Source organism: Micromonospora cremea (genome assembly GCF_900143515.1).
Taxonomy (GTDB): domain Bacteria; phylum Actinomycetota; class Actinomycetes; order Mycobacteriales; family Micromonosporaceae; genus Micromonospora; species Micromonospora cremea.
The window spans coordinates 344,635-370,221 of sequence record NZ_FSQT01000002.1; the positions used below are offsets into that span (position 1 = coordinate 344,635).

Sequence of the window (25,587 nt, forward strand, 5' to 3'; positions counted from 1 at the left end):
GGGCGGGGCCATCTGCGGCCTCGCCTAGCGGGTGGTCGTCCGTAGGGCGGCGGCGAGTTCGTCGTCGTAGCTCGCGATCGGCTGGCCGTCCGAGGCGTACGCGACGAGCCGACCCTGTGCCATGCTCGCCGACCGGAACGAGAACGTCCGCGTCCCCGGGTAGGCGGCGAGCAGGGGAATGGTCCGGGGCGCCCCGCCCGGCGCGGAGTAGTACTCCAATCGGGCCACCTGCCCGGAGACCACGCCGTTGACACGCACCTTGGTCTTCTCGGCCCGGGTGCCGAAGGTGACCGGCGCCTCGGTGCCGTAGGCGACGCACTCGACGGGGCCACGGCAGACGAAGAAGTATCGCGGGTTGACCACGTCGTCGAGGGTGTACGCCTTGAAGGTCGGATCCGCTCCGGCGGGCAGCGGTTGCACGGCGAAGAACGCCACCGCCACCGTGGCCGTGACGCCCACCCGCCACCAGGCCCGCCCGACGGCCGGTCGCCGGTTCGTCCGGGCGGCGGCGACCGCGACGCCACCGAAGCCGGCCAGGCACAGCAGGCACACCCCGACGGCGCGGGCGTTCTCGAACAGGAACTGCACGCCCGGCCGCATCGACACCGGGCTGAGCACCGCGCCCAACGAGACGACCATGGCGGCGAGCAGCGCCGCGCCGGCGGCCCGCTGGGTGACGCCGGACGCGCCGATCAGCAGCATCGCGGCGAGCACCGGCCACACCTGATGATGGGTCCAGGAGACCGGGGACGCGGCCACGGTGGCGCAGCCGACGAGCACCGCGGCGTGCCCGGGGCGGCCCTGCGCGGTCAACTGCCGGGCGCGCAGCAGCGCCGCCGCGCAGATGAGCGCCACCAGGCCGGCCCAGAGGAGGGGCAGCGCCGTCTCGTCGACCCCGATGCGCAGCAGCATCCCGTGCACGGACTGGTTGCCGAGCGAGGCCAGGTTGCCGATCCGGGAGGTCTGCCGCACGGCCTCGGTCCAGTAGGTCCAGCTCTCGCCGGGCAGCACGATCGCGGCGAGCCCGGCGCAGCCCACGAAAGTCGCCGCCGCGCGGGCGGCGTCGCGGTAGCGACCGGTGGCGAGGAAGTAGACCACGAACAGCAGTGGGGTCAGCTTGATCGCCGCGGCCACCCCGACCAGCACGCCACGCACCCGGGGTGGAACCAGGCCCATCCCGTCCAGCAGGGCCATCAGCACGACGAAGATGCTGACCTGCCCGAAGCGCAGGTTGCTCTGCACCGGCGCGGAGAGCATCAGCACCGCGGCCGCCACCGCCACGACGAGCGGGCGACGGGACCGTCGGGCGGTCAGCGCGACACCGACCGACCCGGCGATGGCGACGACCGCAGCGCACGTCGCCACCAGCCAGACCGCCTGCAACACGCCCTCGCTGACGGCGGTGATCGGCCCCAGCACGAGGGCGGCGAAAGGCGGATAGGTGAACGGCCCCCCGTTCTCCGCCACGTACCCGTACAGCGGCCGCCCGGTTTGCAGGTCGGACAACGCTCCGTAGTAGATGTGCAGGTCAGAGAGCCGGTCCTCGCGCCGCAGTACGAGCACACAGGACACCAACGCGACGACGACGAAGGCCGCCCACACCAGCGCCACCCTGCGATCCCGCATCGACCGAGAATAGGGGACCGCGGCGGTGGGCGGCGACCCGTCCACATCGCGTCAAACTCCGGCTGATCGGCCCGGACATTCATCGATACCTGACAAAAAACAGCGACATGCCGGTGACAACTTGCGTCGTGGTCCCGTACACGGGACTCTGTTCCCTGGGTTGCCGCCCGCTCACCGACCGTGCTCTCGGAGGCGACATGCGCATGCTCCCTACCATCGTGCCCCGCCGGCTGCTGGCCGGCGCCGGCGCGCTCCTGCTCGGCACCACCCTCGCCGCCGTCGGCGTTCCCACGCCGGCCAGCGCGGGCGCGGACACCGTTGGATACGTCCGGCTCGCCCATCTCTCCCCCGACACCCCGGCCGTGGACGTCTACCTGGCCGCCCCCGACGCCGCGAAGCCACGGGTCTTCCCGGGGGTGGGCTATGGCGTGGTCTCCGACTACCTGGAGCTGGCGCCCGGCCGGTACGCGGTGGCGATGCGCGAGGCCGGCGCCCCCGCCAGCGATCCCCCGGTCCTCACCACCGAGGTCGCGGTGACCAGTGGCGACGCGTACACGGTGGCCGGCGTCGGCCGGCACGCCGACCTGGGGTTGCGGGTGCTCGACGACGACCTGAGCGCACCCACCGAGGGCCGCGCCAAGGTGCGCGTCGTGCAGGCGTCGGTGCGGACGCCGGTGCTGGATGTGGCCGCCGCCGACGGCCCGATGATCGCCAACGGCGTGCAGTTCGCCACCACCACGGACTACCAGCAGGTGGAGCCGGGCAGCTGGCGGTTGCGGCTGACCGGGGCCGGCGGGCCGAGCACCGACACCGAGGTGCGGCTCACCGGCGGCGCGGTCTACTCCCTGCTGGTGCTCGACGCGAAGCAGGGCGGTCTCACCGCCGAGCTGCGCCGCGACGCCGAGGGCGGCACCGTCGTCCCCGCCGGTGGGGTGGACACCGGCGCCGGCGGCACCGCCGCGGCCGGGCGCCGCGCGTACCCCCGGGTGGCCGGCGGGCTGGCCGCGGCGGCCGTCGCGGTGAGCCTGCTGCTGTGGCGGCGGCGGCGGCGGCGCACCACCTGGTGAGCATCGGGCCCGGCCCCGCGATCCGACGGCACCGCGACCGCCGGGTGCCGCTGGCCGCGCTGGTCGCGGCCGGCGCGGCGGTCTGCCTGGCCGCCGGCACCGGGGTCGGGCTGGCCACCACCGGCCCGGCGCCGCCACCGCCGGAGGCGAGCTGGCAGCCCGGCTGCACCGACGACTGCCCGTCCGCCGCCGCGCCCGCGCCGCAGGGTCCACCCACCCGGGTACGCGTGCCGCGGATCGGCGTCGACTCCACGCTCACCGTGCTGGGTCTGGACCGCGCTGGCACGCTGATTCCGCCGACCGACTTCGACACGGCCGGCTGGTACGGCGGCGGGCCGGCCCCCGGTGACACCGGCCCGGCCGTGCTCGCCGGGCACCTGGACTCGCGGCGCGGCCCGGCGGTCTTCGCCCGGCTCGGCGAGCTGCGTCCCGGCGACCGGGTGGAGGTGTGGCGCGGCGGGCAGCGGCTGTCGTTCCGGGTGACCGGGTCGCTGCGCACCCGCAAGGACCGGTTTCCCACCGCCCTGGTCTACGGCCCCACACCCGGCGCGGAGCTACGCCTGGTCACCTGCGGCGGCGACTTCGACCGGCGGCGCGGGCACTACCGGGACAACGTGGTGGTGTTCGCGGTGGCCGACGCCGCCGACCCGGTCCTGCCGGAGTCCACCGCCGGCTGAGCCGGCGTCAGGCCGGGCGGCGGCCGGCGAAGCCGCACTCGGCCCGGTGGTACCAGCGCACGTCTGAGTCCCCCTCCAGCCAGCACCAGAGCACGGCGCGGCCCGCTCGCTCGCCGGGGAAGTCGAGCAGCACCGGCGCGATGCCCTTGACCTGGATGTCGTGCTGGTGCAGCTCGTCGACGACGGCGTGCAGCCGGGCCTCCAGCCCCTTCGCCTCGGCCAACCCGCCGAGCGCGCTGACGCCGTGGTCGGCGAGGTCGACGCGTAGCTCGGCCAGGTCGGCCCGGAGCCGGATCAACTCGTCGACGCGCGGCTGCAGGGTGGCCACCAGGTGCCGGGCCTGGGCGAGTGTGAACACCGGGCCAGTATGCGGCACGCACCGGGCGGCCAGGCTTCGCGGCCTCAGTCCGCCTGGGCGGCCAGTTCGCGGGCGCGGTCCCGGGCCGCCTCGAGCGCGGCGAGCAGTGCCGCCCGGACGCCGTGCTTCTCCAGTTCGCGAATGGCGGAGATGGTGGTGCCGGCCGGCGAGGTGACCGCCTCGCGCAGCTTGACCGGGTGCTCGCCGGAGTCACGCAGCATCACCGCGGAGCCGATCGCGGTCTGCACGATCAGCTCGTGCGCCACCTGCCGGGGCAGCCCGAGCAGGATCCCGGCGTCGATCATCGCCTCGACCAGGAGGTAGAAGTAGGCCGGGCCGGAGCCGGAGAGCGCGGTGACCGCGTCCTGCTGCGACTCGGGCACCCGGATCGTCTGACCGAGGGGCTTGAACATCTCCTCGGCCAGCGCCAGGTGCGCACCGGTGGCGTGCGCGCCCGCCGAGATCGCCGTCATCGCCTGGTCGACCAGGGCCGGGGTGTTGGTCATCACCCGGACCACCGGCGTGCCCTCGGGCAGCCGGCGGTTGAAGAAGCTGGTGGGCAGCCCCGCGCAGAGCGAGATGACGAGCTTGTCGGCGGGCACCTTGGGGCCGATCTCGTCCAGCAACGTGGCGGCGTCCTGCGGCTTGACCGAGACCGCGAGCACCGCCGCCTCACCCACCGCTGTCAGGTTGTCGACCACCCGGACGCCGTAGCGGGCGGTCAGCTCCTCGGCGCGGGCCGGTCGGCGGGCGGTGGCCAGCAGCCGATCCACCGGCCATCCCGAGCGCAGCAACCCGGAGAGCATCAGCTCACCGATCTTGCCCGCGCCAATCACCGCGACGGTGTGCACCCCGGCTGACATCTCGACGTACCCTCCCTGACCCCGCCGATCTAGGGCGGATCGTGGTGAGTTGATCTCCTCGAACAGCAACATGCCCTAGATCGACGGGGCGGGTGGTGCGGCGGCGCGGCGCGGCGCGCGTGGCCGGCGTGGGGTGGCGGCGGGGTGGGCCTCAGGGCCCGCCTCGCCGCCGGGCCCTCGTCAGCTGCCGAAGAAGACCTCGGCCTCGGCGTACCGCTCCAGCGGCACGGTCTTCAGCTCGCGGGTGGCCTCGGCCAGCGGCACCCGGACGATGTCGGTGCTCTGCATGGCGACCATCTTGCCCCAGTCGCCCTCGTGCACCGCGTCGATGGCCTGCAGGCCCAGGCGGGTGGCGAGCACCCGGTCGAAGGCGGTCGGGGTGCCACCGCGCTGGATGTGGCCCAGCACCACGGTGCGGGCCTCCTTGCCGGTCTTGGCCTCCAGCTGCTCGGCCAGCCACTGGCCGATGCCGCCGAGGCGGACGTGGCCGAACGAGTCCAGCTCCTGGTTGGCCAGGACCATCTGGCCGTCCAGCGGCTGGGCGCCCTCGGCGACCACGACGATCGGGGCGTACTGGTGCTGGAAACGCTTCTCGACGTAGCCGGCCACCTGGTCGACGTCGAACTGCCGCTCGGGCAGCAGGATCACGTTGGCGCCACCGGCCAGGCCGGCGTGCAGGGCGATCCAGCCGGCGTGCCGGCCCATCACCTCGACGACCAGGGTGCGGTGGTGGCTCTCCGCGGTGGTGTGCAGCCGGTCGATGGCCTCCATCGCGATGTTGACCGCGGTGTCGAAGCCGAACGTGTAGTCGGTGGCGCCCAGGTCGTTGTCGATGGTCTTCGGCACGCCGACCACGTGCACGCCCAGCTCGTAGAGCTTGGTGGCCACGCCGAGGGTGTCCTCGCCGCCGATCGCGATCAACGCGTCCACGCCCTGCTCGGCGAGATTGTCCTTGATCCGCTCGACGCCGTTCTCGATCTTGAACGGGTTGGTCCGGGACGAGCCGAGGATGGTGCCGCCGCGGGGCAGGATGCCGCGGACGTCGGCGATGTCCAGGGGCCGGGACAGGCCCTCCAGCGGGCCCTTCCAGCCGTCCCGGAAGCCCACGAACTCGTGACCGTAGGTGGCGACGCCCTTGCGGACCACCGCCCGGATGACCGCGTTGAGACCCGGGCAGTCGCCGCCGCCGGTGAGCACGCCGATACGCATGATCCGCTCATCCTCCTGGAGCATCAGGTAAAGCCCGATTAAGCCCCAGGATATGTGTCAGATCAGACCATCGGCGCCGTTGCCGGCCCGGGGCGGGCCGTCACTGCGCACTGTAGTCGGCCTGCCCGAACACCGACAGCGCGCCCCACGGGGCGACCCGCCACCGGCAGGCGGTCAGTAGGTCACCGCATGGTTCTCGCCGGCCTCCGGCGGCCGGCCGGTCACCGCGGCCCTGGCGAAGCCGAGCAGGTTGACCATGGTGCTGCTGGGCGAGTCCCAGTACTCGGCGGAGCTGGCGTGCACCTTGATCAGCGTGAGGCCGGGGGTGTCCAGCCCGTCCGGGAACCAGCCCTTGAGCAGCGGGTTCCACAGCCGCTCGGCGCGGGCCCGATCGAACCCCTCGGTGGCGGTGCCGGAGACCGACACCCAGGCGTTGTGCCTCTGGTCGGAGAAGGCGACGTTGACCTCCGGGTTCACCCGGATCTGGCGGACCTTGCCCGAGTCGGCGTGGGCGAAGAACCACAGGTCGCCGTCGAACTCGGCCTCCTGGAGCCCCATCGGACGGCTCACCTGCCGCCCGTCCAGGGCGATCGTGGTGAGCATGCAGATCCGCGCGGCCCGAACCAGCTCGGTGACCCGGGCACGGGCCTCGGCCGCGCTGGTCGGCTCGTTGCTCATGGCACTCTCCCTCGGCTCGACTCGTCCAACCGGTGCCCCGGCTCGTCGAACCGGTGCCCCGGACAGAACCGGTCAAACCTCCGGTGCCACGACCGCGCCGGCGACCGCCGCTCAGCGGGCCGTCATCGCCCGCCAGCGGGCCAGGTTGTGCCGGGCGTCGACCAGGGCGTCGTGCCGGGCCGCGTCCGCGTCCGGCAGGGTCGGCCGGCCCCGGTCGTCCCACAGCTGCCGCAACTCCTTGGTGAACCGGGGGATCTCCCGGGGCAGCGCCGGCATCGCACCCCAGAGCTGCGCGAGCACCACGTGGTCGTAGGCGGCGTACCAGGCCCACAGCTCCATCTGCTCCCCCGGCCGGTCCCGGATCGGCTCGATGAGGAAGTCGTACAGGTCGTCGCGGATACGCTCCCGCGAGCGCCAGGCCCGGTCCGCCGGCGAGGGCAGCTTGTCCAGCACGTTGCGCCGGACCCAGGGCACGGCACGGGAGTCGTCGAACTCGGTGGAGACCGCGTAGAACTCGCGGCCGTACTCGTCGACGACACCGATCGAGACGAGGTCGACGAGCCGGCCGTCCTCGATGAACTCGCAGTCGTAGAAGTAGCGGTAGACCATTCCGGCCATCCTCGCCCACCGCCGGCCGGCGGTGGGCGGCGGGGGGCCCGCGGGCGGCGGGCCCCGGCCGGCGGGTGACCCGCGCCACCGGCCCGGATCAGCACCTCAGGACGCGGTACGCCGCAGCTCGCGACGGTCACGGAAGTGCTTCGAGGGGTGTACAGCAAGCGACCGGACCGTCATGATCTGATGTGTACCGCTACCGGACGCCTAACCGGTGTCAGTTCACCATGTCGGGGCCAACAGGTTCGCCCGGTGAGCGAGTTGTGGTCCTTGACCGGGGAGGGGTTGGGCCGTGGAGGTTCGCCTGCCGGAGCCGGGTGACGCGCTCACGGGTGTCGAGATGTTCGCCGGGCTGGAGCCCGAGGTGCGGCAGCGTGTCATCGCCGCCGCCGTCCCGCGCACCTACCGCAAGGGTCAGCTGCTCTTCGTGGAGAACGACCCGGGCGAGTCGCTGATCGTGCTGCGCAGGGGCGCGGTGGCGGTCTTCCGCACCGCGCCGACCGGCGAGCGGGCCGTGCTGTCGGTGATCCGTCCGCCGGACGTGCTCGGCGAGGTCTCCCTGCTCGACGCCTCCACCCGGTCCGCCTCCGCCGAGGCCATTGAGGACTGCGCGGCGCTCGCGCTCTCCCGGGGGGCGTTCATGGAGCTGGTGCACTCCAACCCGCGCATCCTGGACGCGGTGATGCGCTCGCTGGGTGCGCTGATCCGCCGGCTCACCGAGCAGAACGCCGACCACGTCTTCCTCGACCTGCCCGGTCGGGTGGCCAAGACGCTGGTCCGGCTCGCTGGCGAGAGTCAGGCTCCGATGATCACGATCGAGCTCAACCAGAGCCAGCTGGCCGAGATGGCCGGCGGCTCCCGGCAGAGCGTCAATCAGGCGATCGGCTCGTTCGCCAGTCGTGGCTGGCTGCGTACCGAGGGGCGGCGGATCGTGGTGACCGACGTCGCCGCGCTGCGCCGACGCGCCGGCATGAACGACCGCTGACCCGCCGGCGCGGGCAGCGCACCGAAGCGGACACGACGCGGCCGGGTCACCCGTTGGCGACCCGGCCGCGTCGTCGCGTCACCGGCGCTGAGTCAGACCCCGGAGCTGCCCGGCCCGGCCCACTTGTCCGGACCCTTGCCGTCACCGTCCGAGCCGTGGGACTGCTCGATGACGATGCCCTCGGCCTGGAGGGTGGCGAGCGTGGCGGCGTCGACGTCCACCGAGTCACCCGCGGAGTGGCTGACCCCGTTGCCGTCGGTCCAGTCGCTCTCCAGCTTGACGTACACCATTGACCTGTCCCCCTCTGGTCGCTGATCGACATGTGGCCGCCTGAATCTAGTCCGTCGAGCCGCTTGTGGACTGTCCACAAGCCAACAGGCCGGTACCTGACAGCGGCGCCGGCGGTGATACTTCCTCTGACGCGACGCCGTGGGGGGCGTCCGGTTCGCCAGTGGAGGGTGTCATCGCCGCGCAGTGTGGGCGCTGTGGACGCACGGCCGCCGAGGGTGACCGCTTCTGCGGTGGCTGCGGCGCCGAGCTGGGCGCGGTCTGCCCGCACTGCCTGCGTCCGCTCGCGTCGGACGTCACGTTCTGCACCTCGTGCGGGTCGCCACGGCCGGGCACGGACCGGCCGGCCGCGGTCAGCCCGCAGGAGGACCGCCGCCGGGTGAGCGTGCTCTTCGTCGACCTGATCGACTTCACCCCGTACGTGGAGCGGGCCGACCCGGAGCAGGTCCGTGGCATGCAGACGGGCTTCTTCTCCGCGGCCCGCCGGGTGGTGGGCCAGTACGGCGGCGTGGTGGAGAAGTACATCGGTGACGCCGTGATGGCGCTCTTCGGCGCCCCGATCGCCACCGAGACCGACGCGTTGCGCTGCGTACGGGCCGGGCTCGAGCTGCAACGGGTGCTCACCCGGTTCGCCCCGACCGGCAGCACCGAGCTGCGGTTCCGGGTCGGGGTGGCCACCGGTGAGGCGCTGGTCGACGTGGCCGCCGCCCGTGACGGCGGGCAGGCGATCGTGGCCGGCGACGTGGTGAACACCGCCTCCCGGATGCAGTCGGTCGCGCCGCCGGGCGGGGTGCTGGTCTGCGGCAACACGCACGCGCTGACCAAGGACGCGATCCGCTACGAGGAGCAGCCCCCGGTCACCCTGCGCGGCCGGTCCTCGCCGACCGAGGTGTGGCTCGCCCTGTCGCCGATGCGCCGCCAGCCCACCGACCGGGAGCCGGACACCACGCCGCTGGTCGACCGGGAACACGAGCTGGGCATGCTGGTCAACGCGCTGCACCGGTCGCTGCGCGACCGGCTTCCGCAGGTGGTCACCATCTTCGGTCGGGCCGGCATCGGCAAGAGCCGGCTGCTGCGGGAGCTGTACCGGCACACCGGTCGGCTCGTGGACGAGCCGCTGACCTGGCGCACCGGGCGCTGCCCGCCGTTCGGGGAGAACGTCACGTTCGCCGCGCTCGCCGACATCGTCAAGTCCGAGGCGGGCATCCTGGACACCGACCCGGCCGGCAGCGCGGCGCAGCGGTTGACGGCCGCGGTCGGCGAGCTGATCGGCCCGGGCGAACGCGACCGGGTGGTGGACGCGCTGCGCCCGCTGGTCGGGTTGCCCGGCACGCCGCTGCCCGCCGAGGAGGCGGAGTCGGCGTGGCGGCGTTTCCTGCTGGCGCTGGCCGCCCGCCGCCCGACCGTGCTGGTCTTCGAGGATCTGCACTGGGCCGACGACGCGATGCTGCGCTTCGTGGAGCTGCTCGGCGCGGCGGCCCGTGAGGTGCCGCTGCTGCTGCTCTGCACCGCCCGCCCGGAGCTGGTCGACCGGGACCCGAGCTGGGCCGGCACCATCACCGGTTCGGTGACGATCACCCTGCCGCCGCTGCGGGACACCGGGATCGCCGCGCTGTACGCGCACCTGTTCGGCCAGGCGGCGTTCTCCGCCGACATGTTGAGCCCGCTGATCGAGGTGGCCGGCGGCAACCCGCTCTACGCCCACGAGTACGTCCGGATGCTCATCGAGCAGGGCGCGCTGCGCCAGTCCGGGCGGGGCTGGTCGCTGGACAAGCAGCTCGAGCTGACCATGCCGGAGAGCGTGCACGCGGTGATCGCCAACCGGGTGGACCTGCTGGACGCCAAGGACCGCGCGGTGCTGCTGGCCGCCTCGGTGGTCGGGGTGCAGTTCTGGCCCGGCGCGGTGGCCGCCGCGCTGGGGCAGCAGGTCGAGTCGGTCGAGCGTTCGCTGCGCCGGCTGGAGCAGCGCGACTTCGTGCACGAGCAGGCGGCGTCGACGATGGCCGGGCAGGCGGAGTTCCGGTTCCGGCACGTGCTGGTGCGCGATGTCTGCTACCAGCGGCTGCCGCGCACCGAACGGGTGGCCCGGCACGAGCGGGCCGCGGACTGGCTCGACGCGCTGTCCCACAGCCGTGACACGGATCTGGCCGAGGTGCTCGCCCACCACCGCTGGGCGGCCCACGAGATCGCGCGTTCGCTCGGCATGCAGGTCCGGCGGTACGCGGGGCCGGCGCGACAGGCGCTGCACCGGGCGGCCCGCCGGGCGTACGCGCTGCACGGGCTGGACGCGGCGGCCAGCCACGCGGGCCGGGCGCTCGGCCTGGCCGACGACAGCGACCCGGTGGGCCGGCTCCAGCTGGAGCTGCTGAGCACCGAGATCTCGTTCTACCGGGACGGCAACGCGTTCCTCTCCGGCGGAGGGGCGGAGCAGGTCCACGCGCTCGCCGACCGGCTGCTGGCGCACGACGACGACGCCTGTGCGGCCCGGGCGTGGACCCTGCTCGGCCAGGCTGCCTGGCTGCGCGCCGACCGCAGCGACGCGCTGGCCTGCCTGGACCGCGCGGTGCAGCTGTTCGAGCCACTTCCGGACAGCCCGCAGAAGGCGGACGCGTACGCCGAGCTGGGCCGGTTGCACATGCTCAACTACGAGCGGGATCCGGCCGTGGCGGCGGCGGACACCGCTGCGGAGATCGCCGAGCGGCTGGGCCTGACCGAGACCCGCACCAACGCCCGGATCACCGCGGCCACCGCCCGCTACCAGTCCGGCGACCGGGTCGGCCTGGACGAGCTGCACGCGATCGTCGAGTTCAGCCGGGCCGGTCAGCTGCTCGCGCTGCCCCGGGCCACCCAGAACCTCGCGTGGGCGATCCGGGAGGAGGGCGACTGGCTGCGTTCGGACGCCCTGCTCTCGGCCGCGCCGGCCCGGACCGCCAGCGGCCATACGCTGACCACCAGCTACTCGGCGGAGGCGATGCGCGCCTGGTTCGACGGCGACTTCGGTCGGCTGCTCGCCGCGGCGGAGGCGTTCGTGGACACCCCGACCGGCAGCTGGGACATGCAGGTGCGGGGGTTGCGCTGCTGCCTGCTGGTGCTGCGCGACGACGACGACCCGGACGACGTGGCCGACGCGTTGGACACCGCGCGGCGCAGCGGCTTCCACCGGCTGCTCTGGACGATGCTGAGCATGGCCGCGCTGTGCCGGGCGCTGCAGGGCCGCGACGCCGAGGCGGCGGCGCTGATCGACGAGCTGGGTAGTTCCTGGTCGGCGGTGCCGGCGCTGGCGAGCGGGGAGTGGATCGCCGCCGCCGCGTACGCCGCCGCGCTGGCCGGCCGGGACGCCGCGGTGCGGGTCCGGGCGATGCTGGACCGGGTCGGCCATCGGACGCCCTGGTCGGAGGCGGCGCTGCGGACCGTGACGGCGGCCCTGGCCGCGGCCGACGGCGACCACCGGCGCTCGGCCGCGCTGCACCTGGCCGCCGCCGAGACCTACGGCCGGATCCCGGACGTCAGCGACCGGGTGCTGGCGCTGGCTTTCGCGGCGGCGGAGTTCACCCGCGCCGGCGACCCGGCCGCCGCCCGGGTGCCGCGCGCCGAGGTGCGCACCTTCGCGTTGCGCAACGACGCCCCCGGGCTGCTCGCGCTGGCCGGCCGGCCGATCGCCCCGACCGGGCCGGCGGTCGCCTGTTGAGCCGGGCTCAGGCGGCGACCGGCGTGGGCACGGGTGGGGGCTCCTTGAGCTTCTGCGCGTAGATGTCGACGTACTCCCGGCCGGAGAGCTCCATCAACTCGTACATGATCTCGTCGGTGACGGCGCGTTCCACGAACCGGTCACCGGCAAGCCCGGCGTAGCGGGAGAAGTCCAGCGGAGCCCCGAAGCGGATCTTCACCCGGGCGACCTTGGGGATGAGCTTGCCCGGCGGTTGGATCTCGTCGGCGTTGAGCATCACCACCGGCACCACCGGCGCCCCGCTCTCCAGCGCGAGTCGGGCCACCCCGGTCTTGCCCCGGTAGAGCCGCCCGTCCGGGGAGCGGGTCCCCTCCGGGTAGATGCCGGCCACTCCCCCGGCACGCAGCACCTGCAACTGGGTGTCCAGCGCGGCGCGGGCCGCCCGGCCGCCGGAGCGGTCGACCGGGATGGTGCCGGTGCCGACGAAGAACATCCTGGTCAGCCAACCCTTGATCCCCTTGCCGGTGAAGTACTCGGCCTTGGCCACGAAGGTGACCTTCCTCGAGGTGATCAGCGGTGTGAAGATCGAGTCGGAGAAGGAGAGGTGATTGCTGGCCAGGATCACCGGACCGGTCGCCGGCACGTTGTGCAGGCCCTCCACCTGCGGGCGGAAGATCAGCTTGAGCAGCGGACCGAGGATGACGTACTTCAACAGCCAGTACAGCACCGGCGTCCTTTCGCGTGGTGTGCCCGCGACAGCACGCCCAAGCCGGGCAGCGCCGCCGTCGCCGACGAGCCTACGAAGCGTGCGCTCTCCCCACAACGGACGAAAGCACGGGGGCCGCCCCGATCGTTGGCAGGTCGACAACGCGGCTCTCGGCGTGTCGAATCGCACCGGCGTCAACGATCATGCAGGCACCGCGCCCCGAAGGAACCCCTTTGGCACTTGTTGCGCAAGAACGGACAAAGGGGCACGGCCGCCACCAGCAGCGGGGACGCTGACTTTGGAAGACGCGACACAACGCACTCCCGGAACCGGGCCCTGACGTGTCACGATTCAGAGCACGGCGTGCGGACGGGCGTCGAGGGGGCTGGGCGGCCGCGCCGGAAGGCGCGTTGAGGAGGATGTCCGGGTGTCAGCGGGTGGGGCCCGCCGGGGACGGCGGGACAACGGGCTCGACGCGAACGAGTATGCCGTCGTCGGCGACGTCGATCCGCGCGTCGGCGAGCACCTGCTCGACGTGCTGGCCGCCGGCGGGATCGCCGCCTACCTGCAACCCTCCGCGGACCTCAACCCGGTCACCCGCACCACCACCGTCCCGGCCCGCCCGGTCGACCGGCTCTACGTCGACCGTTCGCACCTGACCACCGCGCGGGACTACCTCACCCAGCTCGCCGACGAGACCGCCCCCGAGCAGCCACCGGCCCGCGACGAGCCGGACATCGACGCCGAGTGGGCCCGGATCGTCGCCGGCTTCCACACCACCTCGGCGGCCGGCGAGCACCCCTGGCCGGCCGCGGAGGACGTGGACGCTCGGGAGGACCGGGACGAGCCGGCCGCCGGTCCACTGGCCCGCTCCGGCGCGGACGACGCCGGGCCGACCGCCACCGACGTCCGTCGGCTGCCGTCCGCCACCGACATCTCCGGAATCTCGATCGGGCGCGGCACCCGGCCGGACGAGCCGTCGCTGCTGGACGGGTTGGACACCTTCGGCGCCGACCTGCCCGACGACGACGAGGAGGAAGAGGGCTACACCCCGCCCCCGCCGCCGCCGCTGCCCCGGCTCTCCAAGTACGCGGTGGTCGGCGCGCTCGCCGTCATCGTCGGGTTCGTGCTCTTCCTCTTCCCGGCCCTGCTGCCGGTGGACCGCTCGGCGGTCACCCTGTTCGGGTTCACCGGCATCCTGGCCGGGTTCGTCACGCTGATCTGGCGGCTGCGCCCCGGCGACGATGACGATCGCGACCCGGACGACGGCGCCGTCGTCTGACCCCGTCACGCCGCCGCCGACCGCATCCCGGGACGACACCGGCCCGCCCGGGTCGTAACAGTGGTGTAACTTACTGTCAGTAGGAATACCGCCGTACGTCACTTCCCCGACTGACCGACCGGTTTTCCCTTGCTCGCGGCGGTCAGTCCTCTGCTGATCGGAATGCCCGAGATGCGACAGAGTTCCCTCGTGGTGGTGGCCAACCGCCTCCCCATCGACGACAGTGTGGCGCCCGACGGGGCCTGCGAATGGCGGCGCAGCCCAGGTGGGCTGGTCAGCGCGCTGCACCCCCTGTTGCGGCACACCCCGGCGACGTGGGTCGGCTGGGCCGGCGGCACCGGGCCCGCCCCCGCACTGCCGGACGTGGACGGCGTCCGGATGCACAGCGTCCCGCTCAGCCGCGAAGACCTGCGCGACCACTACGAGGGGTTCGCCAACGCCACCCTCTGGCCGCTCTACCACGACGCCGTCGAGCAGCCGCAGCACCACCGCCGGTGGTGGGAGGCGTACCAGCGGGTCAACCAGCGCTTCGCCGAGGCGACCGCCGAGGTGGCCGAGCCGGGCGGGGTGGTCTGGGTGCAGGATTACCACCTGCACCTGGTCCCCGGCCTGCTCCGCGCGCTCCGGCCGGACCTGCGCATCGGGTTCTTCCTGCACGTGCCGTTCCCGCCGCCGGAGCTGTTCATGCAGTTGCCCCGTCGGGCCGAGCTGCTACGCGGCATGCTCGGCGCCGACCTGGTCGGCTTCCAGCGAGCCCAGGCGGCGCACAACTTCGCCCAGCTGGTGACCAAGGTGCTGGAGCTGCCGGCCACCGACCGGCGGATCGGGATCGACGACCGGGTGGTGCGCATCGGCGCGTTCCCGGTCTCCATCGACACCGCCGAGATGGCCGCGCTCGCCGCCCGCCCCGAGGTGGCCGCCCGGGCCCGCCGTCTGCGGCAGGACCTCGGCGACCCCCGGCAGGTCATCCTCAGCGTGGACCGGATGGACTACACCAAGGGCATCGAGCAGCGGCTCAAGGCGTACAGCGAACTGCTCGCCAGCGGCGACGTCAAGGTCCGCGACACGGTGCTGGTGCAGGTCGCGATGCCGAGCCGGGAACGCGTCGGCCAGTACCAGATCCTGCGCGAGCGGATCGAGCGCGAGGTCGGCCGGATCAACGGCGAGTTCGGCCGGGTCGGCGAGCCGGCCATCCACTACCTCACCCAGCCCTTCGACCGGGCCGAGCTGGCCGCGCTCTACCGGGTCGCCGACGTGATGGCGGTGACCCCGCTGCGGGACGGGATGAACCTGGTCGCCAAGGAGTACGTCGCCGCCCGGGTGGACGACGCGGGGGCGTTGCTGCTCAGCGAGTTCGCCGGCACCGCAGCCGAGCTGTCCCAGGCGTACCTGGTCAACCCGCACGACCTGGAGGGGCTCAAGCAGGGGCTGCGCGCGGCGCTGCGCGCCAGCCCGGCCGACGTCACGGCACGGATGCGGGCCATGCGCGCCTACCTGCACCAGCACGACATCCGGGCCTGGGCCCGCTCCTACCTGAGCGCGCTGGACGACAGGGGCGCCCTGGTCAGCAGCCTGACCAGCACCGACGGCACCCCGGACGGCACCGGCCGGATGCCGGCACCGGCGCCCCGGGCCGCCCCGGCCGGCAGCCCCGCCACGCGGCACGCCGGCGGCTGACCGGCACGACGCCGTACGGGACGCGGTCGCGGACGCTCAGTGCGCCGCCGGCTCCTTCTCCAACCAGTCCAGGATCGCGTCGATCGGCTCCGCCCAACGCGCGTCCAGCATCAGGTCGTGACCCATCCCGGGAAAGAGCAGCGGGGCCGAGCCGTACCGGCGGGCCACCCGGTTCAACGTCGACGTCGGCACCACCCGGTCGTCCGGGCTGCCCAGCACCAGCACCGGTGGCGCGCCCACGGCCGGCTCGGCCTCCGGCTCGCCCAGCAGCGCCCACTGCGCCCGCCGGCCGGCCCGACCGAGCCGGGCGACGTGACGCCGGGCCTCCGCGTCGGGCAGGTCGCGGCTGAACAACTGGTTGCGGCTGAGCCGCAAGGGCCCACCGAACACCGCCGGCAACGTGCCGGACGGATTACGGCGCAACGCCGCGCCGAACACACCCCAGCCGCCGAAGACCGGCGCCACCAGAACGGCACTCCGCGCCGGGTAGCGGGCCAACGCGTGCGCCACCACCAGCGCCCCGGCGCCGTGCCCCACCAGCACCGCCTGGCGCGGCAGGCCCGCGGCCACCTGGACCACGTCGTGGGCGTACGCCCGCAGCGTCGCCTCCGGCGCCGGCTCGCTGCCGCCGTGCCCGCGCAGGCTCATCGCGTACGCCGGGAACCCCCGCGACGCCGCGTGCCCCAACCAGTGCTCGGCGAACGCCCACGCGCCGTGCCCGAACCCGGGGACGAACAGCAGCGGCGGGCGCCCCTCCTCCAACTCGGGGGTGGCGCTGAGCACCTCCCGCCGGGCCGGCCGGACCGGGCGGGACCACTCCCGCCCCCGCATGATCCGCAGCTCACTCCTCGCGCTCACCGGGCCGACCTTTCGTTCGCGACTGCCGGGCTCGCAAGCTCACTCCTCGCGCTCACTTGCCCTCCAGGTCGTGCAGGGCGCGCTGGACGGCGCGCAGGTAGTCGGCGTGACCGACCTCGAACCAGTGCCGGCTGCTCTCCTTGACCTGCGCGGAGTAGCGCTCCCCGGCCCGGTCCCGCACCCGCTGCGCGAAGGCCGCGGCACGCTCCGGGCGGTCCCGGCGGGCCTGCAGCAGCCGGGCGAAGAGCACCGTCTGCCAGTGCGACAGGGTGAACAGGCCGGAGTCCGGCTGCACCAGGCCCGCCACCGCCAGCGTCGGGTGCCCCGGGGTGAAGGCGTTGAGCCACAGCGTGGGCCGGCCGACGCCGGCGCTGTCGCCGAACACCGACGCGTCGAGGAACTCGAAGCGCGGCAGGTATCCGGTCGCGAAGATGACCAGCTCGGGATCGATCTCGCGGCCGTCGGTCAGCTCCACCGCGTACGGGTGGAACCGGGCGACGTCGGGCACCGGGCCGATCGCGCCGTGGCCCACGTAGTAGACGAGCTGGCTGTTCGCGATCGGGTGCGTCTCGTACACCCGGTGGTCGGGCCTGGGCAGGCCGAAGCGGGTCAGGTTGCCGACGGTCAGCCGCAGCGTCCAGTGGTAGAGCCACTGGCGCACCCGCAGCGGCACGCGCAATGCCAACAGAGCGTCGTTGACCTGGTCCGCGGGGCGGCCGAGCACGTACTTCGGCGCGTACCAGTAGCCACGCCGGGTGGAGTGCCAGCACCGCGACGCCTGCTGGGCGGCCTCCACGGCGATGTCGCAGCCGGTGTTGCCGGCGCCGACCACCAGCACCCGCTTGCCCCGCAGCTGCGCCGGGTCCTTGTAGGACGAGGCGTGCATGATCTCGCCGCGGAACTGCTCCAGCCCCTCGTAGCGGGGCAGCTTGGGCGACCAGTTGTGGCCGTTGGCGACCACCACGGCGGCGTACTGGGAGGTGCGCTCCGGCCCGTACCCGCCGGTGGAGCGGGTGGTCACGTCCCAACGCTCCCCCGCGGCCGGCTCGACCCGGATCACCTCGGTGCCGAACCAGATGTGCGAGCGCAGGTCGAAGTGGTCGGCGTACCGCTCGAAGTACGAGAGCAGCTGACTGTGGTGCGGGTAGTCCGGCCAGGAGTCCGGCATCGGGAAGTCGGGGAACTGGGTGAACGGCTTCGACGAGATCAGGTGGGTGCTGGCGTACACCGGGCTCCGGTCGTGCCGCCAGTTCCAGGCGCCACCGATGCCGGTCTCCCGCTCGTAGCAGTCCACGCCGAACCCGTGCTCGCGCAGGTTCTTGATGGCCGTCAGGCCGCTGGCCCCGGCCCCGATGACGCAGACCGTGTCGCCCCGGTCGGAGACCGGGCGGCCGTCGCGGCTCAGCGCGGACGGGGTCGCCTCCGGGTCGGGCCGGCCGTGGTCGGTGGAGGTGGACACCGGGACATCTCCTTTTGTGCGGCACGCGTGCCGGTCGCCGCGAAATCCTCTCCACATCGGAGCCGGATGTCCAGCCCCGGCGCGGACGGATCGGCGGTCGCGCCGGTCGGGGGTCAGCCGGTGGTGGGCAGCAGCAGGTCGACCAGGACCGGGAAGTGGTCGCTGGCCCGCCGGGTCTGCGGGGTGTCCACCACGTCGTAATCGACCACGGTGATCCGCGGGTCGACGAAGAGCGCGTCGATACGCCGGCGCGGGTCGGCGCAGGAGTAGGTGAGCCGGTCCGCCCGGTCGACCGCGGCGTCGGTCAGCCCGCGCGCCACGGTGGCCCAGGCCGGCCCGTCCGGGCCCTCGTTGAGGTCCGCCCCGGCCACCACCGGGCTGCTCGCCGCGTCCAGGCCGCGCTTGACCTCGGCGGCCTGCGCGGGACGCTCGGCCGGATCGGTGGACAGGTGCGATCCGGCGAGGGTGAACCGGGCGTCCCCGACACGGCAGTCGGCGTACGCGGCGCCGCGCAGGTGCCGGCCGGGGGTGAGCGGGAAGCGCTGGCAGCGGGTGCCCCGTACCTGGACCCGCAAGCTGGTCAGCAGCAGGTTGCCCAGCGCGGGCAGCCCACCGGCGGCCACCACCAGGCCGAACGACTCGGCCAGCGCGGCGGACTTCTGCCGCCACCGGAACCGGCGCGGCCCCTCCTGCACGATCACCACGTCCGGCGTCACGGCCCGGACCACCGCCGCCAGCGCGGCCGTGTCGTCGCGCTGGCTGTGGATGTTGTACGACACCACCCGCAGCGGTACGCCGCCAGCCTGACCCATCCCGGCTCGCCTCAGATCCGCCGGGCCAGGTCGGCGGCGCCGATCACCCCGGCGCTGTTGCCCAGCTCGGCGGGGAGCACCTCGGCCACCGGCAGGCGCCCCCGCTGGGCGAGCGCGTCGAGGTACGAGCGGCGCGCCGGGCCGAGCAGCAGGTCACCGGCGTCGATCACGCCGCCCCCGACCACCAGGGTCTGCGGGTCGAGGATCTGCGCCATGTCGGCGAGGCTGGTGCCCAGCCACCGGCCGATCTGCGCGAACGCCTCGGTGGAGACCGGGTCGCCGCCCTGCGCGGCGGCGCTCACCATGTGGCCGGTGATCGCCTCGGTCTCCCCGCCGGCCAGCTCCAGCAGCGCGGTGGCCCGGTGCGGCTCCTGCCGGGCACCGGCCCGGGCGAAACGAACCAGGGCGCTGCCGCTGGCGTACTGCTCGATGCAGCCCAGCCGCCCGCAGCCGCACTGGTGCCCGTCCGGCACGGCCAGCATGTGGCCCAGCTCCGCGGCGACGCCGTGCGCGCCACGCAGCAGCTCACCGCCGAGCACGATGCCGCCGCCGACGCCGGTGCCGATGGTGAACATGACCATGGAGTCGTCGGCGTCCCGGGCCGCCCCGTAGCGGAACTCGGCCCAGGCGGCCACGTTGGCGTCGTTCTCCACGATCACCGGCAGCCCGACCGCCGCGCCGACGTACTCGCGCAGTGGCTCGTCCCGCCAGGCCAGGTTGGGCGCGAAGAGCACGGTCGAGCGGTGGGCGTCGATCCAGCCGGCCGCGCCGATGCCGACCGCCTCGATCGTCCGCCCGGCAGCCAGCTCACCGACCAGGTCGATAATGACGTCGCGGGTCTTGGCGACGTCATCGGCGGGAGTGTCCCGTCGGGTCTGCACGAGGACCGTGCCGGTGTCGTCCACGACACCGCCGGCCACCTTCGTGCCACCGACGTCGACTCCGATGGTCAGCGTCACCGCTGCCGCTCCCCTCTGCTGTGCTGTCCGGCCCGCGCGCCGGCGACACGCCGGCCCGGGTCGGGATGTCCCGCACTCAGGCGACGTCGCCCGGTGCGACCGCGCCGGTGTCGTCGGGCACCCGCGACGCGGGCACCACGGGTGGGTCGGTCGGCGCCGGTGCGGCCACCGTCCCGGCCTCGTCGACGGGTGGTGCGGTGGCCGGGGCGGGTGGGTCCGCCGTCCGGGTGGCGACCGACCAGACGTCCCGCTCCGGCGCCGGCTGAGAATCATGCCCGGTACGGGTGGCATCGCGCCACACGTGGTCGTCGCCAGCCCCGGTGGACCGGTCGGCCGGCGTGGGCTCCGGGACGTCGGCGCCGGCGGCCGGAGCGGGCGCGGGTCGGGACGGGGTGGGGGGCGCCGACGGGTTGGCCGCAGGCGGCTCCGCCGGGGCGAACGCTCGGAGCAGGCTGGCCACGCCGGCCGCGAGGTCACCGGCGCCGGTGGCCAGCCGCTCGGCGAATTCCGGACTCGGGTCGCGCAACGCGGCGATGCCCCGACAGACCGGGCAGACGCAGCATTCGGCGGAACCGGTGGCGAAACCACCACCGCTGCCGGAGTGCCCGCCGGGGGCGGCACTGTGACCGAGGACACCGGCCAGCATCCCGCCCAGCGGGCCCCACGCGCCGCCCGCCGAGCCGGCGGAGGCCAGCCGCGCACCCGCGAGCAGGGTGGCGACCAGCCGCTCCGCCTCTTCCCGGGCCGAACCCGGATCCGTTCCGCCCATGGTCGGCTCCTCTACCGTGCCGCCGTACGCGTCACTGCGCCGCACCGGGTGCTTCTACCCGGTGCTTGAGCTGCTTCAACGCGGTATCCATGATCATCTTCTCGGCCTTGCGCCGAAACATGCCGAGCATCCCCACGGAGAGTTCGACCTCCAGGGTGTAGGTCACCGTGGTGCCGCCGTCCGGGTTGCCCACCAGGTCGTACGAACCGCGCTGGCTCTTCTGCATCTTCGAGGGCGCGACCAGGTGCCACTCGATCCGGGACAGGTCCTCGGCGTACTCGTAGGCGAGCACGTACTCGTCGGCCATCACCCCGGCGTCGATGGTGAAGCGCACCTGGCTGGCGTAGCCGTCCTCGTACTCCTCGATGACCTCGGCGCGGCGCACCGCCTCGGTCCACTCCGGGTAGCGCGCGAAGTCGCAGATGACCGCCGTCACCCGATCCGGTGACGCGCCGATGATGATCGACTGGGTGGAGGAGTCCGCCATGGGGGGAGGCTACCCGGCGGACACCGCCCACGCGCCACGCCGCCCCGCCGCGCCCGGCGGCGGGGCCGGGCACCCCCACCCGGCGCCGTGGGCCAACCACCACGAAATCCCACCGACCATCCTGCTTGTCCCACCCGACCCAGCCGCCGGGTAGGTTTCGACCAGAGCCGACGCCCACGGCGGCCGGCCCGGCCAGTGCGAGCACGAAGGAGTGCAGGTGCGCGAGTTCTCCGTTCCGCCGATCGTCACCGTTGGCGACGCGGCCAACCTCACCGATCCGGTCTGGGACAACGCCGAGGCCGCGCCGAACGCCGTGCAGTTCGCCCGTCGCACCCGGGCCGCCGACGGCACCGGCACCGCCTGGGCGGAGGTGACCTGCCGGCAGTTCCGCGACGAGGTGGCGGCGGTTGCCCGCGGGCTGATCGCCGCCGGCATCCAGCCGGGTGTCCGGGTCGCGCTGATGAGCCGCACCCGCTACGAGTGGACGCTGCTGGACTACGCCATCTGGACGGCCGGGGCGGTCACCGTGCCGATCTACGAGACCTCCAGTTCCGAGCAGGCCGCCTGGATCCTCGCCGACTCCGGCGCGGTCGCCGTCGTGGTGGAGACCGACGCGCACGCCAGCCTGGTCGCCGACGTCCGGGACCGGCTGCCCGAGCTGGAGCACGTCTGGCAGATCGACCGTGGCGGGGTCGACGAGCTGGTCACGACCGGCACTGCGGTCGAGCCGGCCGAGGTGGAACTGCGCCGCAAGGCGGTCCGCGCCGACGACCTGGCCACGATCATCTACACCAGCGGCACCACCGGCCGACCCAAGGGCTGCGTGCTCACCCACCGCAACATGTACGCCGACATCGCGAACGCGGTGCCGGTGCTGCCGAACCTGTTCCACGCCGGCGCGGCCACCCTGCTCTTCCTGCCGCTGGCGCACGCCTTCGCCCGGCTGATCCAGATCGGCGTGGTGCAGGCCCGGGCCACCATGGCGCACTGCGCCGACACCAAGAACCTGGTCGCCGAGCTGCAGGAGTTCCGGCCGACCTTCGTGCTCTCCGTCCCCCGGGTGTTCGAGAAGGTCTACAACGCGGCCAAGCAGAAGGCCGAGGCCGACGGCAAGGGCGGTATCTTCGCCCGCGCCGAGCAGGTCGCCATCGCGTACAGCGAGGCGCTGGAGACCTCACGCGGGCCCGGCATGGCCCTGCGCGCCCAGCACGCGGTCTTCGACCGGCTGGTCTACCGCAAGCTGCGTGCCGCGCTCGGCGGCCGGTGCCGGGACGCCATCTCCGGGGGCGCGCCGCTCGGCGCCCGACTCGGTCACTTCTTCCGCGGCATCGGCGTGACGGTCCTCGAGGGCTACGGGCTGACCGAGACCTCGCCCGCCGCGGCGGCGAACCTGCCCACCGGCACCCGGATCGGCACCGTCGGCCGTCCGTTGCCCGGCGTGACCATCCGGATCGACGACGACGGCGAGATCCTGATCTCCGGCGACCTGATCTTCAAGGGCTACTGGCACAACGAGGCGGCGACGGCCGAGGCGCTCACCGCCGACGGCTGGTTCCGCACCGGCGACCTGGGCCAGCTCGACAACGACGGCTACCTGAGCATCACCGGCCGGAAGAAGGAGCTGATCGTGACCGCCGGCGGCAAGAACGTCGCCCCGGCGGTGCTGGAGGACCAGGTCCGGGCCCATCCCCTGATCAGCCAGTGCGTCGTGGTCGGCGACCGGCAGCCGTTCATCGCGGCGCTGGTCACCATCGACGAGGAGGCGTTGCCCGGCTGGCTGGAGTCGGCCGGGCTGCCCGCCGGCACCCGGGTCGAAGAGGTGCGCGAGCACGAGGGCCTGCGGGCGGAGATCCAGTCCGCGATCGACAGCGCCAACCGGGCCGTCTCCAAGGCCGAGGCGATCAAGGTTTTCCGGGTCCTGCCCCGCGACTTCACCGAGACCACCGGCGAGCTGACCCCGTCGCTCAAGGTCAAGCGGCAGGTTGTCCACAAGACGTACGCGGCGGAGATCGCCGATATCTACCGGGGCTGACTACCATCCGTCACGTGCCCGCATCGACATCCGCCGCACCACACCCGCATCCCCTCGCCGCGGCCGCCCGCCTGGTGATGCTGGCGCTGGTCGCCATCCTGACCCTGTTCGCCACCCGCGACGTCACCCAGCTGTGGTGGATCGCGCTGCTGGCGGTCGCCGGGCTGCCCTCGCTGCTGGCTCCTCAGCACCGGCTGATCGGGCCGCTGAGCCGGGTGGCCGAGGTGGTGGTGCTGGGGCTGGCCGCGAGCCAGGTGGCCGCGGTCGCGTCGATCGGCGGCACGGTCGACGGGCTCGGCGCCTCGGCGGTGCTGCCCTACCTGGCGGTGCCGGTGACCGTCACCGCGCTGCGCCGCCGCTTCTCCGAGGGCGCCGCGCTGCTCGCGGTCACCGCCGCGACGCTGCTGGTCGGCGGGGCGCTCACCGAGGTCGGTGGGGAGCGCCAGCTCGGCCAGCTCGGCTACCTCGCGGTCTGCGCGCAGTGGCTGATCCTGGCCGCGCTGGGGCTCTACGCCGCCGGCACGCTGCAGAAGGTGATGGCGGTACGCGGTGAGGGCAAGCCCCAGCCGTACGCCGAGGCGACCCGGCTGCTGACCCAGCTGCGCACGGTGGCCCGGCAACTGCCCGGGGCGACCCTGGACCCGGGCGGCATCTCCGAGCACCTGCTGGAGGAGTTGCGCACGGTGGCCCGGGCGGACCGGGGCGCGGTGCTGTCGGCCAGCGGTGGCGGCCGCCTCGTGGTGCTCGCCCAGGCCGGGCTTGACCGGGTGGACTGGGAGACGACGCTGGACGCGGACTCGGCGATCGCCGACGCCTGGGCCAGTCAGCAGGCCCAGACCGCCGCGCGGTCGCAGTCCCGCTCGCACCGCGGCGGCGACGTCTCCGCGTTGATCGTTCCGCTGGTCGCCGGGGTGCGCACGGTGGGGCTGGTGGTGCTGGAGGCGGACGCCGCACAGGCGTACCCGCCACCGGTGGTGTCCCGGGTGACCGCGCTGACCCGCCCGGCGGCGCTGCGGCTGGAGGCGGCGCTGCTCTTCGACGAGGTCCGCTCGCTGGCCACCAACGAGGAGCGGCAGCGGCTGGCGCGGGAGATCCACGACGGGGTGGCGCAGGAACTGGTGATGGTCGGCTACGGCATCGACAACGCCCTGGCCACCGTCTTCGACGACGCCGACGAGACCGCCGAGGCCCTGCGTACGCTGCGCGGCGAGGTGACCCGGGTGATCACCGAGTTGCGGCTGAGCCTGTTCGAGCTGCGCAGCGAGGTGGACCGGCAGGGCGGGCTGGCCGCGGCGATCGCCGAGTACGCGCGCACCGTGGGCGCCTCCGGCGGGCTGCGGGTGCACCTGTCGCTGGACGAGTCCACCGCGCGGCTGCCGGCGGCCACCGAGGCCGAGTTGCTGCGCATCGCCCAGGAGGCGGTGACCAACGCGCGCAAGCACGCCGGTGCCTCCAATCTGTGGGTCACGTGCGAGGTGGACCCCCCGTACGCGCAGATTGAAGTGTCGGATGACGGTCAGGGGATGGCTGACCAGCGCCCCGACGGGCGGTACGGCCTTGCGATCATGGCCGAGAGGGCGGAACGTATCCGGGGCCGGTTGGAGATCAGGCCCCGGCAACCGAGCGGCACAACCGTGGCGGTGGTTCTCGGCACCTCGCCCCGGCGCGATAACCTGCGCGGTAGCGCAGCAGCAGAAGGGGAGTAACCCGAGGATGACCACCAGTCCGACACCGGCCACCCGCACCAAGGTCCTCCTTGTCGACGACCACGACCTGATTCGCAAGGGCCTACGGCACGCCTTTGAGCGCGACCGTCAGTTTGAGGTCGTCGGTGAGGCCGCCACGGCGGCGGAGGGGGTACGCCAGGCCGGTGCGCTTCAGCCGGACGTGGTGATCATGGATCTCCGGCTGCCCGACGGCAGCGGCCTCGAGGCCACCCGGGCGCTGCGCAAGTCCAGCGCCTCGATGGGCATCGTCGTGCTGACCATGTACGCCGGCGACGATCAGCTCTTCGGCGCCCTGGAGGCCGGCGCGAGCGCCTTCGTGCCGAAGACCGCCCCGGCCGACGAGGTGGTGGCCGCCGCGCGGCACGCCGCCTCCTCGCCGAGCGCGTTCACCGCGGCCGATCTCGCCGAGGCGATGAAGCGCCGGCTCGCCCCGTCCGGTCCGCAGCTCTCCCCCCGGGAGGGTCAGGTGCTGCGGCTGCTCGCCGACGGGATGAGCGTGGCCGGCATCGCCAAGCAGCTGTTCGTCAGTGAGTCCACGGCCAAGACGCACATCTCCAAGCTGTACGAGAAGCTCGGTGCGGCCAACCGGGCGCAGGCGCTGATGACCGCGCTCCGGCTCGGCCTGCTCGAGGCGCCGGACGCCCCGAAGTTCTGACCTGCCCCCGCTCGTCGAGCGGGACGCCGCGGCCGAAGGTCCGCGCCAGCTCCGGCCGGCGCGGACTTTCGCGTATCGACCGACGTCGGCGGGAAGCTGGCGGCACGCTATGGTCTGGCGGGAACGTCGGGGGC

General features: G+C 73.6%; 23 protein-coding genes. 9 read left to right on the forward strand and 14 right to left on the reverse strand.

The annotated features are described in order from the left end of the window. Positions 1-24 precede the first annotated feature (24 nt). On the reverse strand, positions 25-1,626 hold the full coding sequence (locus BUS84_RS14900; protein WP_084757480.1) for a glycosyltransferase 87 family protein: 1,602 nt from the start codon (positions 1,624-1,626) through the stop codon (positions 25-27). A 197-nt stretch (positions 1,627-1,823) separates the two neighbouring features. On the opposite strand from BUS84_RS14900, the gene BUS84_RS14905 reads away from it, so the two are divergent. Beyond that, positions 1,824-2,693, forward strand: coding sequence for a DUF4397 domain-containing protein (locus tag BUS84_RS14905; protein WP_244298580.1), 870 nt, complete (start codon positions 1,824-1,826; stop codon positions 2,691-2,693). After that, positions 2,660-3,370 carry a class F sortase gene (locus BUS84_RS14910; protein ID WP_244298581.1) on the forward strand — a complete coding sequence of 237 codons (711 nt, stop codon included), beginning with the start codon at positions 2,660-2,662 and terminating at the stop codon, positions 3,368-3,370. Before BUS84_RS14905 ends, BUS84_RS14910 begins: the two co-directional genes overlap by 34 nt. 7 nt (positions 3,371-3,377) lie before the next feature. Here BUS84_RS14910 and BUS84_RS14915 read toward each other — a convergent pair whose 3' ends face one another. The 5 genes from BUS84_RS14915 to BUS84_RS14935 all read right to left on the reverse strand — a co-directional run bounded on the left by BUS84_RS14915 (position 3,378) and on the right by BUS84_RS14935 (position 7,087). Further along, a complete protein-coding gene (locus tag BUS84_RS14915; RefSeq protein ID WP_074313114.1) occupies positions 3,378-3,728 on the reverse strand; it encodes a DUF2203 domain-containing protein in 351 nt (116 codons plus the stop codon). 44 nt (positions 3,729-3,772) lie between these two features. Then, positions 3,773-4,591 (reverse strand): pyrroline-5-carboxylate reductase, encoded by an 819-nt coding sequence (gene proC, locus BUS84_RS14920; protein ID WP_074318807.1) that lies wholly within the window; start codon positions 4,589-4,591, stop codon positions 3,773-3,775. A gap of 180 nt (positions 4,592-4,771) precedes the next feature. Continuing rightward, positions 4,772-5,800: a 6-phosphofructokinase gene (locus tag BUS84_RS14925; RefSeq protein ID WP_074318808.1), complete on the reverse strand. Its 1,029-nt coding sequence runs from the start codon at positions 5,798-5,800 to the stop codon at positions 4,772-4,774. 174 nt (positions 5,801-5,974) lie between these two features. Further along, complete coding sequence (locus BUS84_RS14930; protein ID WP_074313116.1) at positions 5,975-6,478, reverse strand: pyridoxamine 5'-phosphate oxidase family protein; 504 nt, start codon at positions 6,476-6,478, stop codon at positions 5,975-5,977. Positions 6,479-6,589: 111 nt separating this feature from the next. Continuing rightward, positions 6,590-7,087, reverse strand: coding sequence for a polyadenylate-specific 3'-exoribonuclease AS (locus BUS84_RS14935; protein ID WP_074318809.1), 498 nt, complete (start codon positions 7,085-7,087; stop codon positions 6,590-6,592). 295 nt (positions 7,088-7,382) lie between these two features. Between BUS84_RS14935 and BUS84_RS14940 the strand changes: the two genes are divergently transcribed. Then, positions 7,383-8,075: a Crp/Fnr family transcriptional regulator gene (locus BUS84_RS14940; RefSeq protein WP_074313118.1), complete on the forward strand. Its 693-nt coding sequence runs from the start codon at positions 7,383-7,385 to the stop codon at positions 8,073-8,075. Between the two features lie 92 nt (positions 8,076-8,167). Here the strand turns inward: BUS84_RS14940 and BUS84_RS14945 are convergent, their stop codons facing one another. Further along, positions 8,168-8,365, reverse strand: coding sequence for a hypothetical protein (locus BUS84_RS14945; protein WP_074313120.1), 198 nt, complete (start codon positions 8,363-8,365; stop codon positions 8,168-8,170). A 161-nt stretch (positions 8,366-8,526) separates the two neighbouring features. On the opposite strand from BUS84_RS14945, the gene BUS84_RS14950 reads away from it, so the two are divergent. Continuing rightward, the gene (locus tag BUS84_RS14950) at positions 8,527-12,051 is read left to right on the forward strand and encodes an adenylate/guanylate cyclase domain-containing protein (protein ID WP_074313122.1); all 3,525 of its coding nucleotides are present in this window, start codon (positions 8,527-8,529) and stop codon (positions 12,049-12,051) included. 7 nt (positions 12,052-12,058) lie between these two features. Here BUS84_RS14950 and BUS84_RS14955 read toward each other — a convergent pair whose 3' ends face one another. Then, positions 12,059-12,757, reverse strand: coding sequence for a lysophospholipid acyltransferase family protein (locus BUS84_RS14955; protein ID WP_074313124.1), 699 nt, complete (start codon positions 12,755-12,757; stop codon positions 12,059-12,061). A gap of 406 nt (positions 12,758-13,163) precedes the next feature. Here BUS84_RS14955 and BUS84_RS14960 point away from each other — a divergent pair, with 406 nt between their 5' ends. Both BUS84_RS14960 and BUS84_RS14965 read left to right on the forward strand, forming a co-directional pair. Beyond that, positions 13,164-14,018: a hypothetical protein gene (locus tag BUS84_RS14960; protein ID WP_074313126.1), complete on the forward strand. Its 855-nt coding sequence runs from the start codon at positions 13,164-13,166 to the stop codon at positions 14,016-14,018. Between the two features lie 171 nt (positions 14,019-14,189). Beyond that, on the forward strand, positions 14,190-15,695 hold the full coding sequence (locus BUS84_RS14965) for an alpha,alpha-trehalose-phosphate synthase (UDP-forming) (RefSeq protein ID WP_074318810.1): 1,506 nt from the start codon (positions 14,190-14,192) through the stop codon (positions 15,693-15,695). A 36-nt stretch (positions 15,696-15,731) separates the two neighbouring features. Here the strand turns inward: BUS84_RS14965 and BUS84_RS14970 are convergent, their stop codons facing one another. From BUS84_RS14970 to BUS84_RS14995, 6 genes are all read right to left on the reverse strand, one after another. Further along, positions 15,732-16,526, reverse strand: a complete 795-nt coding sequence (locus tag BUS84_RS14970) for an alpha/beta hydrolase (protein WP_074313128.1) — start codon at positions 16,524-16,526, stop codon at positions 15,732-15,734. Positions 16,527-16,605: 79 nt separating this feature from the next. Beyond that, positions 16,606-18,012: a flavin-containing monooxygenase gene (locus BUS84_RS14975; RefSeq protein ID WP_074313130.1), complete on the reverse strand. Its 1,407-nt coding sequence runs from the start codon at positions 18,010-18,012 to the stop codon at positions 16,606-16,608. Between the two features lie 113 nt (positions 18,013-18,125). Beyond that, positions 18,126-18,824 carry an endonuclease/exonuclease/phosphatase family protein gene (locus tag BUS84_RS14980; protein WP_074313132.1) on the reverse strand — a complete coding sequence of 233 codons (699 nt, stop codon included), beginning with the start codon at positions 18,822-18,824 and terminating at the stop codon, positions 18,126-18,128. Between the two features lie 11 nt (positions 18,825-18,835). After that, positions 18,836-19,783 (reverse strand): ROK family glucokinase, encoded by a 948-nt coding sequence (locus BUS84_RS14985; RefSeq protein ID WP_074313134.1) that lies wholly within the window; start codon positions 19,781-19,783, stop codon positions 18,836-18,838. A 76-nt stretch (positions 19,784-19,859) separates the two neighbouring features. Next, a complete protein-coding gene (locus BUS84_RS14990; protein ID WP_074318811.1) occupies positions 19,860-20,552 on the reverse strand; it encodes a hypothetical protein in 693 nt (230 codons plus the stop codon). Positions 20,553-20,583: 31 nt separating this feature from the next. Then, on the reverse strand, positions 20,584-21,039 hold the full coding sequence (locus tag BUS84_RS14995; protein WP_074313136.1) for an SRPBCC family protein: 456 nt from the start codon (positions 21,037-21,039) through the stop codon (positions 20,584-20,586). Between the two features lie 217 nt (positions 21,040-21,256). On the opposite strand from BUS84_RS14995, the gene BUS84_RS15000 reads away from it, so the two are divergent. The 3 genes from BUS84_RS15000 to BUS84_RS15010 are packed head-to-tail and all read left to right on the forward strand — an operon-like array spanning position 21,257 to position 25,453. Beyond that, a complete protein-coding gene (locus BUS84_RS15000) occupies positions 21,257-23,071 on the forward strand; it encodes an AMP-dependent synthetase/ligase (protein WP_074318812.1) in 1,815 nt (604 codons plus the stop codon). Between the two features lie 14 nt (positions 23,072-23,085). Continuing rightward, entirely contained in the window at positions 23,086-24,777 is a 1,692-nt protein-coding gene (locus BUS84_RS15005) for a sensor histidine kinase (protein ID WP_074313138.1), read from the forward strand. Positions 24,778-24,784: 7 nt separating this feature from the next. Next, positions 24,785-25,453, forward strand: coding sequence for a response regulator transcription factor (locus BUS84_RS15010; protein WP_007072219.1), 669 nt, complete (start codon positions 24,785-24,787; stop codon positions 25,451-25,453). Positions 25,454-25,587: the final 134 nt, after the last annotated feature.

Excerpts from the sequence above, each read along its gene's own strand:
- BUS84_RS14930 (WP_074313116.1), bottom strand. The coding sequence starts at position 6,478 with ATGAGCAACGAGCCGACCAGCGCGGCCGAGGCCCGTGCCCGGGTCACC.
- BUS84_RS14970 (WP_074313128.1), bottom strand. The coding sequence starts at position 16,526 with ATGCGGGGGCGGGAGTGGTCCCGCCCGGTCCGGCCGGCCCGGCGGGAG.
- BUS84_RS14905 (WP_244298580.1), top strand. The coding sequence starts at position 1,824 with ATGCGCATGCTCCCTACCATCGTGCCCCGCCGGCTGCTGGCCGGCGCC.
- BUS84_RS14980 (WP_074313132.1), bottom strand. The coding sequence starts at position 18,824 with ATGGGTCAGGCTGGCGGCGTACCGCTGCGGGTGGTGTCGTACAACATC.
- BUS84_RS14925 (WP_074318808.1), bottom strand. The coding sequence starts at position 5,800 with ATGCGTATCGGCGTGCTCACCGGCGGCGGCGACTGCCCGGGTCTCAAC.
- BUS84_RS14935 (WP_074318809.1), bottom strand. The coding sequence starts at position 7,087 with ATGGTCTACCGCTACTTCTACGACTGCGAGTTCATCGAGGACGGCCGG.
- BUS84_RS14990 (WP_074318811.1), bottom strand. The coding sequence starts at position 20,552 with ATGGGCGGAACGGATCCGGGTTCGGCCCGGGAAGAGGCGGAGCGGCTG.
- BUS84_RS14965 (WP_074318810.1), top strand. The coding sequence starts at position 14,190 with ATGCGACAGAGTTCCCTCGTGGTGGTGGCCAACCGCCTCCCCATCGAC.
- proC (WP_074318807.1), bottom strand. The coding sequence starts at position 4,591 with ATGTCAGCCGGGGTGCACACCGTCGCGGTGATTGGCGCGGGCAAGATC.
- BUS84_RS15010 (WP_007072219.1), top strand. The coding sequence starts at position 24,785 with ATGACCACCAGTCCGACACCGGCCACCCGCACCAAGGTCCTCCTTGTC.
- BUS84_RS14900 (WP_084757480.1), bottom strand. The coding sequence starts at position 1,626 with ATGCGGGATCGCAGGGTGGCGCTGGTGTGGGCGGCCTTCGTCGTCGTC.
- BUS84_RS14995 (WP_074313136.1), bottom strand. The coding sequence starts at position 21,039 with ATGGCGGACTCCTCCACCCAGTCGATCATCATCGGCGCGTCACCGGAT.
- BUS84_RS14945 (WP_074313120.1), bottom strand. The coding sequence starts at position 8,365 with ATGGTGTACGTCAAGCTGGAGAGCGACTGGACCGACGGCAACGGGGTC.